The sequence below is a fragment of the Marinococcus sp. LNSP9103-4 genome, from assembly GCF_056034345.1.
Map to the genome: position 1 here is coordinate 33,228 of NZ_JBQLIA010000001.1, position 13,720 is coordinate 46,947.

The 13,720-nt window shown below is 50.9% G+C and carries 14 protein-coding genes; 1 reads left to right on the top strand and 13 read right to left on the bottom strand.

The window, feature by feature from the left end; translation table 11 throughout:
• Positions 1 to 32 precede the first annotated feature (32 nt).
• Genes gnd through ACTRXG_RS00170 form a run of 3 tightly spaced genes read right to left on the bottom strand, consistent with a single transcriptional unit; the run spans position 33 to position 3,881 of the window.
• Complete coding sequence (gnd, locus tag ACTRXG_RS00160) at positions 33 to 932, bottom strand: phosphogluconate dehydrogenase (NAD(+)-dependent, decarboxylating) (RefSeq protein ID WP_474278342.1); 900 nt, start codon at positions 930 to 932, stop codon at positions 33 to 35.
• A gap of 22 nt (positions 933 to 954) precedes the next feature.
• Positions 955 to 2,307 (bottom strand): GntP family permease, encoded by a 1,353-nt coding sequence (locus ACTRXG_RS00165; protein ID WP_474283416.1) that lies wholly within the window; start codon positions 2,305 to 2,307, stop codon positions 955 to 957.
• Positions 2,304 to 3,881, bottom strand: coding sequence for a gluconokinase (locus ACTRXG_RS00170; protein WP_474263101.1), 1,578 nt, complete (start codon positions 3,879 to 3,881; stop codon positions 2,304 to 2,306). Before ACTRXG_RS00170 ends, ACTRXG_RS00165 begins: the two co-directional genes overlap by 4 nt.
• Before the next feature lie 186 nt (positions 3,882 to 4,067).
• Between ACTRXG_RS00170 and ACTRXG_RS00175 the strand changes: the two genes are divergently transcribed.
• Positions 4,068 to 4,922 (top strand): MurR/RpiR family transcriptional regulator, encoded by an 855-nt coding sequence (locus ACTRXG_RS00175; RefSeq protein ID WP_474283418.1) that lies wholly within the window; start codon positions 4,068 to 4,070, stop codon positions 4,920 to 4,922.
• Between the two features lie 305 nt (positions 4,923 to 5,227).
• On the opposite strand, the gene ACTRXG_RS00180 is transcribed toward ACTRXG_RS00175, so the two are convergent.
• The 10 genes from ACTRXG_RS00180 to ACTRXG_RS00225 all read right to left on the bottom strand — a co-directional run bounded on the left by ACTRXG_RS00180 (position 5,228) and on the right by ACTRXG_RS00225 (position 13,659).
• The gene (locus ACTRXG_RS00180; RefSeq protein ID WP_474283420.1) at positions 5,228 to 5,887 is read right to left on the bottom strand and encodes an SOS response-associated peptidase; all 660 of its coding nucleotides are present in this window, start codon (positions 5,885 to 5,887) and stop codon (positions 5,228 to 5,230) included.
• Between the two features lie 47 nt (positions 5,888 to 5,934).
• Positions 5,935 to 6,213 (bottom strand): hypothetical protein, encoded by a 279-nt coding sequence (locus ACTRXG_RS00185; RefSeq protein ID WP_474278336.1) that lies wholly within the window; start codon positions 6,211 to 6,213, stop codon positions 5,935 to 5,937.
• Positions 6,214 to 6,368: 155 nt separating this feature from the next.
• Positions 6,369 to 7,217 (bottom strand): GNAT family N-acetyltransferase, encoded by an 849-nt coding sequence (locus ACTRXG_RS00190; protein ID WP_474283422.1) that lies wholly within the window; start codon positions 7,215 to 7,217, stop codon positions 6,369 to 6,371.
• A 23-nt stretch (positions 7,218 to 7,240) separates the two neighbouring features.
• Positions 7,241 to 7,492 (bottom strand): hypothetical protein, encoded by a 252-nt coding sequence (locus tag ACTRXG_RS00195; RefSeq protein WP_474278332.1) that lies wholly within the window; start codon positions 7,490 to 7,492, stop codon positions 7,241 to 7,243.
• A gap of 32 nt (positions 7,493 to 7,524) precedes the next feature.
• On the bottom strand, positions 7,525 to 8,622 hold the full coding sequence (locus ACTRXG_RS00200; RefSeq protein WP_474278330.1) for a GGDEF domain-containing protein: 1,098 nt from the start codon (positions 8,620 to 8,622) through the stop codon (positions 7,525 to 7,527).
• A 419-nt stretch (positions 8,623 to 9,041) separates the two neighbouring features.
• Positions 9,042 to 9,851 carry an ABC transporter ATP-binding protein gene (locus ACTRXG_RS00205; RefSeq protein WP_474283424.1) on the bottom strand — a complete coding sequence of 270 codons (810 nt, stop codon included), beginning with the start codon at positions 9,849 to 9,851 and terminating at the stop codon, positions 9,042 to 9,044.
• On the bottom strand, positions 9,851 to 10,879 hold the full coding sequence (locus ACTRXG_RS00210) for a FecCD family ABC transporter permease (RefSeq protein ID WP_474283426.1): 1,029 nt from the start codon (positions 10,877 to 10,879) through the stop codon (positions 9,851 to 9,853). Before ACTRXG_RS00210 ends, ACTRXG_RS00205 begins: the two co-directional genes overlap by 1 nt.
• Positions 10,876 to 11,913: a FecCD family ABC transporter permease gene (locus tag ACTRXG_RS00215; RefSeq protein WP_474283428.1), complete on the bottom strand. Its 1,038-nt coding sequence runs from the start codon at positions 11,911 to 11,913 to the stop codon at positions 10,876 to 10,878. Before ACTRXG_RS00215 ends, ACTRXG_RS00210 begins: the two co-directional genes overlap by 4 nt.
• Positions 11,906 to 12,958 (bottom strand): iron-siderophore ABC transporter substrate-binding protein, encoded by a 1,053-nt coding sequence (locus tag ACTRXG_RS00220; RefSeq protein ID WP_474283430.1) that lies wholly within the window; start codon positions 12,956 to 12,958, stop codon positions 11,906 to 11,908. The genes ACTRXG_RS00215 and ACTRXG_RS00220 overlap by 8 nt, the downstream gene beginning before the upstream one ends.
• 125 nt (positions 12,959 to 13,083) lie before the next feature.
• Positions 13,084 to 13,659, bottom strand: coding sequence for a class I SAM-dependent methyltransferase (locus ACTRXG_RS00225; RefSeq protein WP_474283432.1), 576 nt, complete (start codon positions 13,657 to 13,659; stop codon positions 13,084 to 13,086).
• Between the last annotated feature and the right edge of the window lie 61 nt (positions 13,660 to 13,720).

Below are 13,720 nucleotides of genomic sequence, written 5' to 3' on the forward strand. Positions count from 1 at the left end.
ACCCGGATACCATCCGGGCCTCTGGGACATTGCTATTCACTTTTTTCTACGGCATGGCCGCCGAAGCCTTTACGGAGGGCAGCCACCACTTTGCCATTAAAGGTATCGGTTTCCTGCGAACGGTAGCGCATCATGAGCGAGAGCGCAATGACCGGAGTTGTTGCCTCGTATTCGAGCGCGGACTCCACGCTCCACTTGCCTTCGCCGGACGAATGCATCACGCCGCGGATCTCGTCGAGTCTCGCATCGCCGCGGAAGGCTTCCTCCATCAGCTCCATCAGCCAGCCGCGGATGACCGAGCCGTTGTTCCAGACGCGGGCGACCTGCTCGTAATCATAGTCGAACGGACCCTTTTCAAGCAGTTCAAATCCTTCGCCCATCGCGGCCATCATGCCGTACTCGATGCCGTTATGCACCATTTTCAAGTAGTGGGCACTGCCGCCTTCCCCGGTGTAATGGTAGCCGTTTTCCACCGACAGGTCTTCCATCAGCGGCTCGAGCACCGGGAAGATGTCCTTGCGTCCACCGATCATCAGGCAGGCGCCGTTTCTTGCACCGGAAATGCCGCCGCTTGTGCCGACGTCGAAAAAGTGGACGCCCCTTGCTTCAAGTGCTTCATAATGAGCCAGTGTCCGCTTGTAATGGGAGTTGCCGGCATCGATTAAAATATCACCTTCGTCAAGGTACGATGCCGTTTCGGTAAGCACCTGATCGGTCGCATCCCCGGCCGGCACCATCACCCAGATGATGCGCGGCTTCGGAAGCTGATCCACCAGCTCCTGCAGGGAGGCGGCTGTGCTTCCTCCGTCACCCTTAAAGCTTTCGCGAAATTCTTCGGACAGGTCATAGGCAACCACGTCGTGATTTTTGTCAAGCATCTGCAGGCCAATATTATACCCCATTTTTCCTAACCCAATAATTCCTGCTTTCATGTTCTCCACTCCTCTTTTCTATTTATACGAAGATACTTAAAATCAGTGCCACACCAAAACCAACAAAACCGATAATTGTTTCCATAACGGTCCATGTCTGGAGCGTTTGTTTTTCATTCAGGCCGAAGTACCTGCTGACCAGCCAGAACCCGGAGTCGTTCACGTGGGAGAAGGCTGTGGCACCGGAAGCAATTGTAATAACAAGCAGACCGAGCATTGCCTCGCTGACGTCATATGTCTCAAGCAGCGGCGCTACAAGGCCGGCAGCTGTTACCATCGCAACGGTCGCAGAGCCCTGGGCTACACGGACAAGAACAGCTGTGATAAAGGCAAAGACAAGAATTGGCATGTTCGCGTTTTCCATCGCGTTTGCGAGTACATCGCCAACGCCTGACTGGATCAGCATTTCACCGAATACACCACCGGCACCGGTAACAAGAATGATAATACCGGCCGGTTCAAGGGCTTTCGTCGTAATCTGCTGTACTTCCTGCTTCGAGTAGCCCCGGCGGATACCGAACACATAAAATGTTAAAAGTGCTGCAACAGTTAGTGCAAAGAATGGGTCCCCGATAAAGGACAGTATTTCATAAGCTGTGCTGTCTTCTACAAGGAAAACCCCCGAGCCTGTGTTAAGCAGAATCAGCACAAGCGGGAGAAGGATGATAGCGAGAACGCTGCGGAAGCTTGGCAGCTCGCGGTCGTACTCGACGTTTCTCATCTGCTCCATCATGTATTCCGGAACACCGATGTCGATTCTTTTCGCCATGTATTTACCGAACAATGGACCAGCAATGGCTACTGCCGGAAGGCCGGCAATTGTACCAAACAGAATGACCCAGCCGAGATCCGCGCCGATGATCGAAGCAACCGAAATCGGTCCCGGCGTTGGCGGAATAAAGCTGTGCGTCACGGCAAGACCAGCTACAAGCGGAATACCGTAGTATACGAGTGATTTTTTCGTTTTACGGACAAGACTGTATACAATTGGAATTAAAATAACAAGTGCAACGTCTAAAAAGACGGGAATCGAAACGATAAAGCCTGTAAGTGCAAGTGCCCAGCTGACGTTCTTTTCTCCAAATTTATCAACAAGTGTCAGCGCCAGGCGTTCTGCGCCCCCGGACACCCGGAGCATTTCCCCAAACATGGCCCCAAGGCCGATCACGACGGCAATAAATCCGAGGGTGCCGCCCATCCCTTCTTCGATGGTCGTTATAATTTCACTTGGCGGCATGCCGACGGCGATACCGACGAGGAAGCTGACGAGAAGCAAGGCAATAAAGGCCTGAAGCTTCGTCTTCATAACTAAAAATAACAGTGCAACAATTGCTAATACGGCTACAATAATGAGCCACGGTGCTGAAGTCGTCATAGTATTTCTCCTTTTTCAGTTGATAGTGTGCGTTTGCCTTCTGCGTGTGCACGCTGCACGTCGGCAATCGCGGAAAATTCAGATTGAAGATTGCGTGCAAGCCGGAGGAAAATCGGCTTCAAGTCCCGGTATGCTGTCACGTTATCCATAATTGGGGATTGCCGTGTTTCGATCGGGATCAGTTCGTGAATCGTATCCAGGCTGTCCTTTTGCCCGGTGGCCGTCATGGCGAGCCAGGCGGCGCCGAAGCAGGCACTCTGGTGGCTGTCCGGAACGACAATGTCGCTTTCGAATATGTCGGCCATCATCTGCTTCCACAGTTCCGAACGGGCAAAGCCGCCGTTGGCACGGAATTCTTTAATGTTGATACCGGCTTCAATCAACGCCACTACTACGGCGTACATCTGCATCATGACACCTTCCATAACGCTCCGGACCATCTGTTCGCGACCGTGGTGCAGCGTCAGGCCGAAAAATACGCCCTTCGTATCGCTGTTCCAGAACGGGGCGCGTTCACCGGTCATGTACGGAAGAAACAGCAGACCGTCGGAACCCGGCATCACGCTTTCTGCCATTTCCGTCAGCACGTCGTAAGGATCTGTACCATTTTTGCGGCACTCTTCCTTTAGATCCGGCATAATTTTGTCCCGCATCCAGCGAAGTGCTATACCGCCGTTGTTGATCGGACCGCCGATCACCCACAGGTCATCGGTCAGTGCGTAGCAGAATATTCGTCCCTTCGGATCCGTGTACGGCCGGTCGATGACCGTGCGTATCGCTCCGCTTGTACCGATCGAGCAGGCAACCACGCCTTCCTCAAGCGCCCCGGAGCCGACGTTTGCAAGCACTCCGTCGCTTGCCCCAATGACGACTGTTGTCGTTTCCTGTAAATGCAGCCGCTTACAAACATCTTTGTTTAAGTCACTGCGCTTGTACGTCGTACTCACCGGCCGGGATAAATGATTTTCCGTAATACCGGCAAGAGCCAGCGCTCTGTCGTCCCACTCTTTTTTATGAATATTGAAAAGGCCTGAAGCGGAAGCGATGGAGTAATCAACGATGTATTCCCCGAACCATTTATGAAAAAGAAATTCCTTCACCGAAATCCATTTCGCTGCCTTTGCGGCGATTTCTTCCCGGTGCTTCTGGAACCACATAACTTTCGTCAGCGGCGCCATTGGATGAATCGGGGTGCCGGTCCGTTCAAAAATGTCCTGCCCGTTTTCGGCTTTTACTGTTTCGGTTTCGTGCACCGACCGCTGATCCGCCCAGGTGAGTGCCTGTGTGAGCGGCTCACCGTTTTCATCTACAGCGAGTATGCTGTGCATCGCTGCACTGAAGCCGATTGTGCCAATATGTTTTCCTTCTTTCGCAACGTCTTCGACGACGTTTTTCAGTGTCTGTTCGACGGCGCGAAGAATTTCGTAGGGGTCCTGCTCCTTCCAGGCCGGGTCCGGAGAATAAATTGGATATTCAAGCTCCCGTTCCGCCCAGATCCTTCCGTCTGTATCGTACGCCAGCGTTTTTGTGCTCGTTGTGCCTATGTCCACGCCGGCTGTAAGTGACTCAGCCATAACATTTACTCCCTCGCTTTCGCTAACGCTTTCAATTGGTGAAAATATTTTTCTCAATTCGTTATTATACGTGAAATAAAATTCTATGCAAGCGTTTTAAGAAAATTTTTTTCGTGCATTTTAATAGCTAAGTGAAATTTATTCCTTTATGATAAAGGTAAGACTTTTTTCTCCGGAGGGATACTCATGGCTACCGAAACGACTCACGTCCGCCAGCGGATCCAATCGCTGTACAACAGTTTTAGTGATAAAGAAAAGCAAATCGCCGACTATATGCTGCAAAATCCCGAAACCATCGTCCATTCGACCATCAATCAGGTAGCCGACCAGCTTTCCCTGGCAGACGCCACCGTGTTCCGTTTCTGCAAGCGGCTCGGCTTTAAAGGCTACCAGGCGATGAAAATCGCGCTCGCTTCTGACATTATCGAACCGATCGAAGACATTCATGAAACGATCCAAGAAAGCGACACCGAAGCAGAGATTATGTCCAAGGTTTTTCAAAGCAACAAAAATGCGCTCACCTACACCCAGGAGGTGCTTGATGAAAACACCGTCCGCCAGGCGGTCCAGTACCTGCTTGAAGCATCAGAGCTCCATTTTTATGGAAGCGGCGGCTCCGGCGTCACTGCGCAGGACGGCCAGCACAAGTTTATGCGCACTGGACTTCCAAGCCACGCCTATACCGATGCCCACTGGCAGGTCATGGCTGCCTCTCAGCTGAAGCCAGACGACGTAGCGATTGTAATTTCTCACTCGGGGGCCAATGAAGACGTCCTCGAAGCGATGGATGTGGCCAAAGAACAGGGCGCACGCATTATCGCGATTACAAGCTATGCCAAAACGCCGATCAGCCAGAAGGCCGACCTGACGCTGCAGACCATTTCCCGCGAAACCGAATACCGCTCCGAAGCGCTCGCCTCCAGGCTTGCCGAGCTCTCGCTCCTCGACGGCCTGTATGTAAATTATTGCATCAAGAAGAAAGACCAGGCACAGGAAGCTGTGGCTAAAATGCGCAAAGCCGTCGCACGGAAAAAGATATAATAAAAGCGGAGCCACCCTTGTTGGAAGGAAGTTCGATGAAAGACGTCACTTTCGTGACAACATCGAACTGACCTGCTACGCAGGCCCCAGACGGCTGGCGTAATCCTGGCTGGAAGCGTCGAAAGACGGTGAAGTCAGGATGCAGCCAATGGACTGGACGGCTGGGTGGCGAAGCTGGACAGCGAGAAAATCGGAGCCGCCCTTGCTGTAAGAAAGTTCGATGAAAGTTGACACTAACGGATGTAGACTTCAACCAAAAAGAGCCCGGCTTCTCCTTTGTTACAGGAAAAGCCGGGCTCTTTGTTTTACCCCGAGCGTTCGATTAATGCAGCATGATTATGTTTTGGACTGTTTACTTCGGTGCTTACAGGATACATCGTCATCCGGGAAGCGTCGAATGGCTGAAGCAGTGATTTTAACACTTGTTTATCGGTTTCATGCGGATCAAGCCAGGTTTTTCGTGCGGCTTCATCCAGAATCACCGGCATCCGGTGGTGAATACTCTTCATTAAGTCGTTGGCTTCGATCGTAATGATCGTGCAGGACGTGATCGTTTCATCTTCGCCTTCCCACCTGTCCCACAGGCCGGCGAACGCAAACAACGCTTCGTTGTCGACCGTTATCCGGTACGGCTGCTTTGTCCCGCCTTCCCGGTCCCATTCATAGAACCCATCGGCAATAACCAGGCAGCGCCGGCGTTCAAGCAGGCGGCGGAACGCTGGCTTGATATCAACGCTTTCCGCCCGGGCGTTGATCATTTTATGGCCGATTTTCTTATCATCTGCCCAGGATGGAATCAGCCCCCACTGCAGCCAGCCGGCTTTCGTCTGTTCAGTAGAGGAGGCCACCGCCAGCACTTTCTGTGACGGCGCTACGTTGTAGCTTTCCTCCCCTTCCGGAAATGCTGCGCCGAAGGCTCGTTCCAACGCCTCTTTAGAATGAACGAGCGTGTATCTTCCACACATCACGGGATACCTCCTTTTACAGCTTATGTACCCAAAAAACGAGCTTTCTACTTAAAAAAATTACTATTACGCAAATCCCAACCGGCTATTACAAAGCATACGACGGCATAGAGGCTTAAAAATCCTCCCAGAATACCGTACGATGCCCCCTCAAACCCCCGGATATGCATATAGCCGTAATAAAAAAGCGAAATAGCTGCGGCCATAAGTGCAATTCCCGGCAGCAGCTTTACCCAGAGCGCCCATCCCTTCAGCACAAACAGCAGCGTAAAAAGGACAGCTATAACTCCTGGAAGTATAGATGTTGTGAATGGTCCACTGATCATGATATCTCTCCCACGGTTCCCCACCATTAATAAAATCCAGGCAAATCTTCATGCCCCCGCACTTCTCTCCTAATAAAGTAACACAATCTGCCACCAGATATCCTGTTTCAGGCAGTAAGCTTCATGAAAATTTAATTTTAACGAAGGCCTGTTCTTTACCCGAAGATCTGTGAAGCAATAGCGTACAAGGTCCCGTTCCTGGAGCCTAACTTTCCGGGATGCCGCACCATCCTATGCGGTTCGCTCTGTTTTTCAAAGCCGTACTTCCCAAGCATTTTCGTTATAATGCTGCTTTCTGCGGTAAGATCAATCCGGACCTTCACCGGATGCGCTTCAATCAGCTGTTCAACTAATGCAGCTGCTCCTCTTTCATCCGGAGCTGTGACCGGGCCAATCAGCAGCTGCCCTTCATGCCAGATCGACAGACCAAAGCCTACCGGCTGATTGTTTCCGTTTATTAATACAAGAGAACGATATGCCTGAACAAACCGGTGGCGTAAAAAAGCTTCCCGGTCTTCCCCAAACGCTTCACGGTCCAGCTCCTGTATGCTGCCCCAATCGGAGGATTCGTGCATTCTTATATTTTTCGGCAGAATAGTGCTGTTTGTATTCAACGTTTGGCCCGGGGCGGTATATTTGTACACCAGGCCTGCTTCTTCAAACCCAAACTCTCGGTACAACGGTTTCCCTTCTTTAGTGGCAAACAGCATCACACTGGCTTTCTCCGGCACCAAATCCAAACACGCCTTCACTGCTTCCCGGGCCAGCCCCTGTCGCCGGTAAGCCTCCCGGACAATAACAAGACCGAGAGCCGCCGTTTCCCCGTATGGAATTACAGCCGAGCTGGAGACCACGGTGCCTTCCGGAGTTTTATGACCGTATACCGCTCCCGAAGCGAGCACCGCCTTCATTTCCGCTTCATCGTAGTCCCAGCCCACTTCCCGGGGTAGTTCTGCAAGTGCCGGAATATCGTTTTCCGTTAACCGGTGTATCGTAAGCTTCATCTGACATTGCTCCTTCCTAGCGTTTATAGTTTGCGCCGCAGGCTTTTCTCTATCCACAGCTGTTCTGCTTTCCATTTACGGTAAATATACATATCCTCCGCTGCGAGCACCGTATAAACCACTCCGTAAAACAAATACGTCCCCATTGTGAAATCAGCCGACAGCCAATGAATTATTGTTACTAAAAGAAGCAGGGCGCTGCCGAAGAAATCCTTCTTTAAGCGCCCTGCATATATCGATTTTTTGTTCGCAGCCTTTTGCTGCCTGCTATCCATTCTGTCACCTCTTTATGCTGCACGGGTGTCTGTTACAGTTTCACCATATTTTTTCCATTGCTTTTTGCCTCATACAGAGCCTGATCCGCTTTGTGCATCATGTCCTCCCGGCGGCGGTGAATAGCCGGAACGACAACGTTTACGCCAATGCTGACCGTCACCTTCGGGCTCACTCTCGATGTTTCATGGCGGATATTCAATTTGTCTACTTCGTCGCTGATTGCGTGGGCAATGGCCCTGGCTTCTTTATTGTTTGTTTTCGGAAGCAGAAGGGCAAACTCTTCTCCCCCAAAACGGGAGGCCATTCCGCCGGAACGCATGCACACCCCGTGTATAGCCCCGGCGATCTGCTTAAGGCATTCATCACCCTCGAGGTGTCCGTACGTGTCATTAAAGTTTTTAAATTCGTCCAGATCAATCATCATCACCGCAAGCGGGGACTGGCGTTCCATGCCTTCACTCCAGTATCGGTCAAAGGCATCATTAAACGCCCGCCGGTTGGACAGGCCCGTCAGGCCGTCCACGTTCGCGAGACGTTCAAGCTTGCGGACGTTCGCATTCTGCTTGGAACGATCCCGGATAATCCCTATCATGCCAATAATACGTTTATACATAAAAACCGGGCTTGCCATCACTTCCAGCTCCATAAGCGATCCGTCCTGCCTTCGCAGGTTTACTTCAAAGTGCTGGGAGTTTCCTTTCATGACCCGGTCCATATATTTTTCCACCAACGCATGATCCGTAAAATTTAATTCCTTCATCGAAAGGCCGATTACTGTGTCACGTTCCTTGTTCAGCATTTCAAGCAGTTTTTCGTTTACTTCAATGACGCTCCCCTGGTCATTCAAAAGAAACACCGGGGAAAGCGGCTGATCGAACAAAGCATGATAATAATTCCGCTGTACCCGCTGCTCCACGCTGCGCCGGAATAAGATCCAAAGCACGAGCCCCAGGATAACTACGCCCGTAAGCAGTCTTGTAATCAGTCCCTCTCTTTCAAGCGGCGCGCCCAAAAAAAGCACATCATAAAAATTCACGAGCATAAATACCGGAACCAAAACAAGCATCGACAGAGCGACACGCTTCGCCACTTCCTGGGTTTTAATCTGCGCTATTTCTTTATGCTTCATTTTATCCCCCGCTCTGCTTAGGAACGCTCTCTATTTTGCGAATATTTAAGTACGTATACGGTAGTTTCATAGTGTTGACTAATTTTATCACATGTCTTAAGTTTTAGGTATATGTAATCAATAAAGAATATGAATTTCCTTCATCCGCAATCATCTTTTATTGTACGTATTTTATCATGAAATGCTTAAATCATATGCATTTTCAATCAAAAACAGTGATTAATACCCTTCATAACCAATTTCATCCGCGCATAAACCTGTGCATTGTCGTGAGAATGTTCCTAGAAGGTCAACAAACTAAACAAGACTGCCCTTTTAAAGGCCAGTCTCGATTTAAAAAATTGCTGTATTCGCTTTTCGAGCATCAATTACCCTGTGATATACCTTAACAAGCTTAAATAAAAATATGATTAATGATACTATTCTCCGCTTTGATTATGATAACGCCCCTTCGGTACCACTAAAGGAGAAAGCGATACGGGATCCTCGATAACGGTGCAGTCCAAATCGTAAATGTTCTTCATCATATCTGCTGTAATCACCTCAGATGGCGTACCACTTGCCACAAGCTGTCCTTCACGAAGGGCAAAAATATGGTCAGCATAGCGGGCGGATAAATTTACATCATGAAGTACCATCACAATAGTCGTACCGTGCTTACGGTTCAGATCGGTTAACAGATCTAAAATCTCGAGCTGATAGGTAATATCCAGAAATGTCGTAGGCTCATCCAGAAATAAAATATCGGTCTCCTGTGTCAGGGCCATCGCAATCCATACGCGCTGCCGCTGACCACCGGAGAGTTCATCGATGTTCTGCTCCGCGAGCCCGGTAATGTTCATCGTTTCCATCGCCTCTGCAACCGCCTGATAATCCTTCAGGCTCCACCCCTTCAGGAGCGACTGGTGCGGAAATCTGCCTCTTCCGACCAGGTCTGCAACCGTTATGCCCTCCGGCACAATAGGCGACTGCGGCAGCAGCCCCAGGGTCCGTGCCAGCTGCTTGGAGGGAATTTTATGTATTGCTTTGCCATCGAGGGTGATTTTCCCTCCCCGCGGTTTAAGCAGACGGGCCATGGCTTTCAGAAGCGTGGATTTCCCACACGCATTCGCGCCGATAATCGTATTAATCTGATTGCTCTTAATCTGCACGTTGATATGGTCAAGCACCGTTTTCTGATCATATCCGGCGACAATATTTTCCGTTTGGAACTGGTGAGTGGATTTCATTATAAACTTCCCTTTCGATTCATTCGAATGAGCAGATACAGCAGAAACGGGGCACCGAGCACCCCGGTAATAATGCCGACCGGAAACCTCGTATCAAATGCGAACTGGCCAAGCAGGTCCGCGGCCAGCACAAGATTGGTACCAATCAGGCCGGCAGGGATCACGCTTGTGAAGCTGTTTCCTATGAGTCGTTTGGCGATTGGCCCCGAAAGAAAAGCGACAAACGCAATCGGACCGGTTACCGACGTCGCCAGAGCAAGCATCCCTACCGAACTGAGAATAAGCAGTATTCGCGTCACGTCCGTATTTAACCCGAGCGAGACGGCTGACTGTTCGCCGAGCTCGAGTATACTTAAATGTTTCCCAAGCGCTATAACCACTGGCGCACAGACCACCACTCCGATGATTAACGGCAGCATAGCGTCAAGCTGTACCCCGTTCAGGCTGCCGCTTAACCACTGCAGCGCCTTCGACAAATCCTCCTGTCGGCCGATCAGCTGCAGGTACGATATAAACGCGGTGAGCATTGCCTGAACGCCGATACCAATCAATATCAAGCGCCCCGTGGAAAACGATCCCGCTTTTGAAAAGCCATAAATAATGATCACGGTAGCAAGTCCGGCAATCAGTGCGGCGATGGAAACGACCCCATCACTCGTATGCAGAATGAGAATGCAAAAAAGAGCCGCCACACTTGATCCTGCGGTAATGCCCAGTATTTCGGGGTTGGCCAGCGGATTTCTCAGCATAGTCTGAAAGACGTTCCCGGCAATGCCAAACGCAAAACCGGCTAAAAGCCCGGCAAGCATGCGCGGCAGCCGGATCGTGTTAACTGCAAAGGAGGCGCTGCCGGACGTATCCCCGGTCAGCGCCCGAAACACCTCCGGTACGCAATAGATCGTATTGCCAAGCAGCAGCATGGCACCGCAAAGCGCCAGGCAAAGCACCACCAGCAGCATATTAACAATCATCCATCTCCGTCGTCGCTGCCGGCGTTCAGCAATGATTACATTTATCACATTATTCATAACGACCGCACTTTCATTCGCATAGCTAAAAAGATTAACAGCGGGGCACCGATAAATGCCGTCACTACGCCCGCTTCCAGTTCACCCGGGCTGACCACAATCCTCCCCAAAACATCCGCTGTCGTAAGGATGATGGCTCCGACCATCGCTGATATTGGAATAATAAAGCGTAAATCAGGGCCGAGCAGCAGCCGGATGAAATGAGTGGACATAAGCCCGATAAAGCCTATCGGCCCTGCAAGCGCCGTAGCCGCCCCGCACAGGATAACGCCTGCAAAGGCGGCGATAATTCTCAGCACCCCGGTGCGGACGCCCTGCCCGGTGGCCACCTCATCTCCCAGAGCCAGCGCGTTGAGCGCCGAAGCCGACAGCACAGCCAGTATGACCCCCACCACCAGAAAGGGAGAAAACGCTAAAATGCTGTTCCAGCTCCCGGACCCAACGCTTCCTACCTGCCAAAACCGGAACTGATCCAAAATGTTCGACCGCGGCAGGATAATCATGCTGATGATGGAAGACAAAGCCGCGCTTGTGGCAGCTCCGGCCAATACGAGCTTCAGCGGGGTGGCCCCTGCCGGTCCCATCGAGCCTATCCCGTACACAAAAACGGCTGTGATAATGGCCCCTGCAATCGCAAAGCCGATGTACTGCCCCGCCGTGCTGATATTCCAGAATGCAAGACCTGCCACCACAAACAACGCCGCCCCTGTATTTACCCCCAGGATGCTCGGGTCAGCAATCGGGTTCCGGGTCACAGCCTGCATGAGCGCTCCGGATATGCCGAGAGCCGCCCCACAGCAAAGACTGAACACCGTCCGCGGCACCCGTTCCTGCACGACGCTTACGGCGTACGACCCTGTGCCCGAGTAGGACAACCCGGCTGTTATTTCCTCCCACGTAAGCGTCCGTGCCCCTAAAACGAGGGAAGCGAGCACACAGACAACCAGAGCAGCGGAAAAGAAAGCAAGTACTTTTGTCAGGTGCCTCGGTACATAATCAATAGCAGTGCTTCTTTTTTTCAAAATACTACTCATCGGATTCGTCGAGCGCTTCTCCAATCAGTTCCAGATATTCATCGATTGTGTAGGGAATCGACAGCGCTGTTGGCGTTCCTGCAGCTCCCAGTTCAGATCCATCCTCAACAAATGCTACGTTGCCTTCTTTAACAGCAGAGATTTGTCCGAGTTGTGGGTCGGCGCGGACGGCTTCATACAAATCCTCATCTCCGTAGCCCATGATCAGATCGACGTCATTAAGCGCATCCGCATTTTCAGCACTCATCGTTACCGAAAACGCCGATTCGTCCTCGACTAATTCCGTTACGCTGTCCGGGTTTTCAAACCCCAGTTCATTTAAAAAGGAGACGCGTGGGTCGGCCGGCGTGTAAAAATGCAGCTCGGACAAATCATTGGCGGAAAAATTCACCCATGCGACAGTTTTGCCCTCGATTTCCGGATATTCAGAGGCTTTCTCTTCAATCAGGTTCTCCGTCTCTGTAATAAGCTCTTCGCCCTCGTTTTCCATAGCCATGCCTTTCGAATTTAACCGTATCTGGTCACGCCACGAGGTCGTCCACGGCGATTCCGGGTAGGCAACCACCGGGGCAATTTCGCTCAACAGATCATAATCCTCCTGGGTAATACCCGAGTAAGCAGCAAGAATGACGTCGGGATTGCTGTCGGAAACAGCTTCAAAGTCGAGGCCATCCGTATCCTGATAAACGTTGGGGTCTTCGGCCCCTAGTTCATCCAGCTTTTCCTCTGTCCATGGCAGAATGCCCTGATCATTAGTAACGCCGTAATTAGCTGCGGAGAAGCCGACAGGTACCTCGTCCAGGGCTAGCACCGTATCCTGGTTCCCCCACTGCACTGTCGCCACCCGCTCCGGCTCTCCTTCAATGACCGTTTCCCCAAAGGCGTGCTCAATTACGATTTCCTCTTGCTCATTATTTCCCTCCGACCCGGACGTTTCAGCCCCGTCAGAATCATTTTGGCCGGAACAGCCGGCAAGTGCTCCTATTACCCCTACAGAAGCAGCAGTAATGCCCAGTAAGCGTTTTGGATTTCGAACGATTCCCATGTTTTCTCCCCCATATATGTTTATGTATTACTTATCAATAGTGATAATGATTATCAATATCAATAAATATAGAGGAAATTTGTGAAAATGTCAAATGAGAATATAGTTTTTCTTGAAGTTATTATCTATGCGTCTTTTTCTGCTATTACTTTATAAAACCCTTTTGCCGGGAAGGACCGCCCGGTTACAAGCATCCCGGCCTCGATGACCATCCTCTCCATCTGTTCCGGGGAAATGCGCGGTGCCTGATGTGCGTTGGATGGGTAATCTTCCAGTTCCACTATTACCAGGCGTCCGCCCGGTACAAGTACCCGCTGCACTTCCTCGAGAACCAGCGCAAGGGACGAAGCTTCATGCAGCACGAGCGAAGCCAGAACCACTTCCACAGATGCATTGGAAAACGGCAGTTGATTCATCTCCCCCTGCACAGTGCTTATATTGGTAAGAGAATTCTCACCCGCCTTGGCTACAATAAGTTCAAGCATCTCCAGGTCGCGATCAAACGCAAAGACCTGTCCTTTCGTTTTTTCCGCCGCAGGGAGCGTTAAATAACCTGTGCCGGCTCCTAAATCCAGTATGCGGGCGGAGGATTCAGGAGCGAGGTTTTCAAGCACTTTTTCGGGAGGCAGTGCCTCCTGCCGCTCCTTTCCGTCCAAATAGTCTTTTTTTCCAGATGATGGATGGTGGTGAAAATGCGCCATTATTTTGCCCCTTTTCGTATTATTTAATAAAGATATTAAAGAGTTTTTTTATCTTTAATTA

Bases quoted from the DNA above. Each gene is read 5' to 3' on its own strand.
- gnd (WP_474278342.1), bottom strand. From the start codon at position 932: ATGAAAGCAGGAATTATTGGGTTAGGAAAAATGGGGTATAATATTGGC.
- ACTRXG_RS00165 (WP_474283416.1), bottom strand. From the start codon at position 2,307: ATGACGACTTCAGCACCGTGGCTCATTATTGTAGCCGTATTAGCAATT.
- ACTRXG_RS00170 (WP_474263101.1), bottom strand. From the start codon at position 3,881: ATGGCTGAGTCACTTACAGCCGGCGTGGACATAGGCACAACGAGCACA.
- ACTRXG_RS00175 (WP_474283418.1), top strand. From the start codon at position 4,068: ATGGCTACCGAAACGACTCACGTCCGCCAGCGGATCCAATCGCTGTAC.
- ACTRXG_RS00180 (WP_474283420.1), bottom strand. From the start codon at position 5,887: ATGTGTGGAAGATACACGCTCGTTCATTCTAAAGAGGCGTTGGAACGA.
- ACTRXG_RS00185 (WP_474278336.1), bottom strand. From the start codon at position 6,213: ATGATCAGTGGACCATTCACAACATCTATACTTCCAGGAGTTATAGCT.
- ACTRXG_RS00190 (WP_474283422.1), bottom strand. From the start codon at position 7,217: ATGAAGCTTACGATACACCGGTTAACGGAAAACGATATTCCGGCACTT.
- ACTRXG_RS00195 (WP_474278332.1), bottom strand. From the start codon at position 7,492: ATGGATAGCAGGCAGCAAAAGGCTGCGAACAAAAAATCGATATATGCA.
- ACTRXG_RS00200 (WP_474278330.1), bottom strand. From the start codon at position 8,622: ATGAAGCATAAAGAAATAGCGCAGATTAAAACCCAGGAAGTGGCGAAG.
- ACTRXG_RS00205 (WP_474283424.1), bottom strand. From the start codon at position 9,851: ATGAAATCCACTCACCAGTTCCAAACGGAAAATATTGTCGCCGGATAT.
- ACTRXG_RS00210 (WP_474283426.1), bottom strand. From the start codon at position 10,879: ATGAATAATGTGATAAATGTAATCATTGCTGAACGCCGGCAGCGACGA.
- ACTRXG_RS00215 (WP_474283428.1), bottom strand. From the start codon at position 11,913: ATGAGTAGTATTTTGAAAAAAAGAAGCACTGCTATTGATTATGTACCG.
- ACTRXG_RS00220 (WP_474283430.1), bottom strand. From the start codon at position 12,958: ATGGGAATCGTTCGAAATCCAAAACGCTTACTGGGCATTACTGCTGCT.
- ACTRXG_RS00225 (WP_474283432.1), bottom strand. From the start codon at position 13,659: ATGGCGCATTTTCACCACCATCCATCATCTGGAAAAAAAGACTATTTG.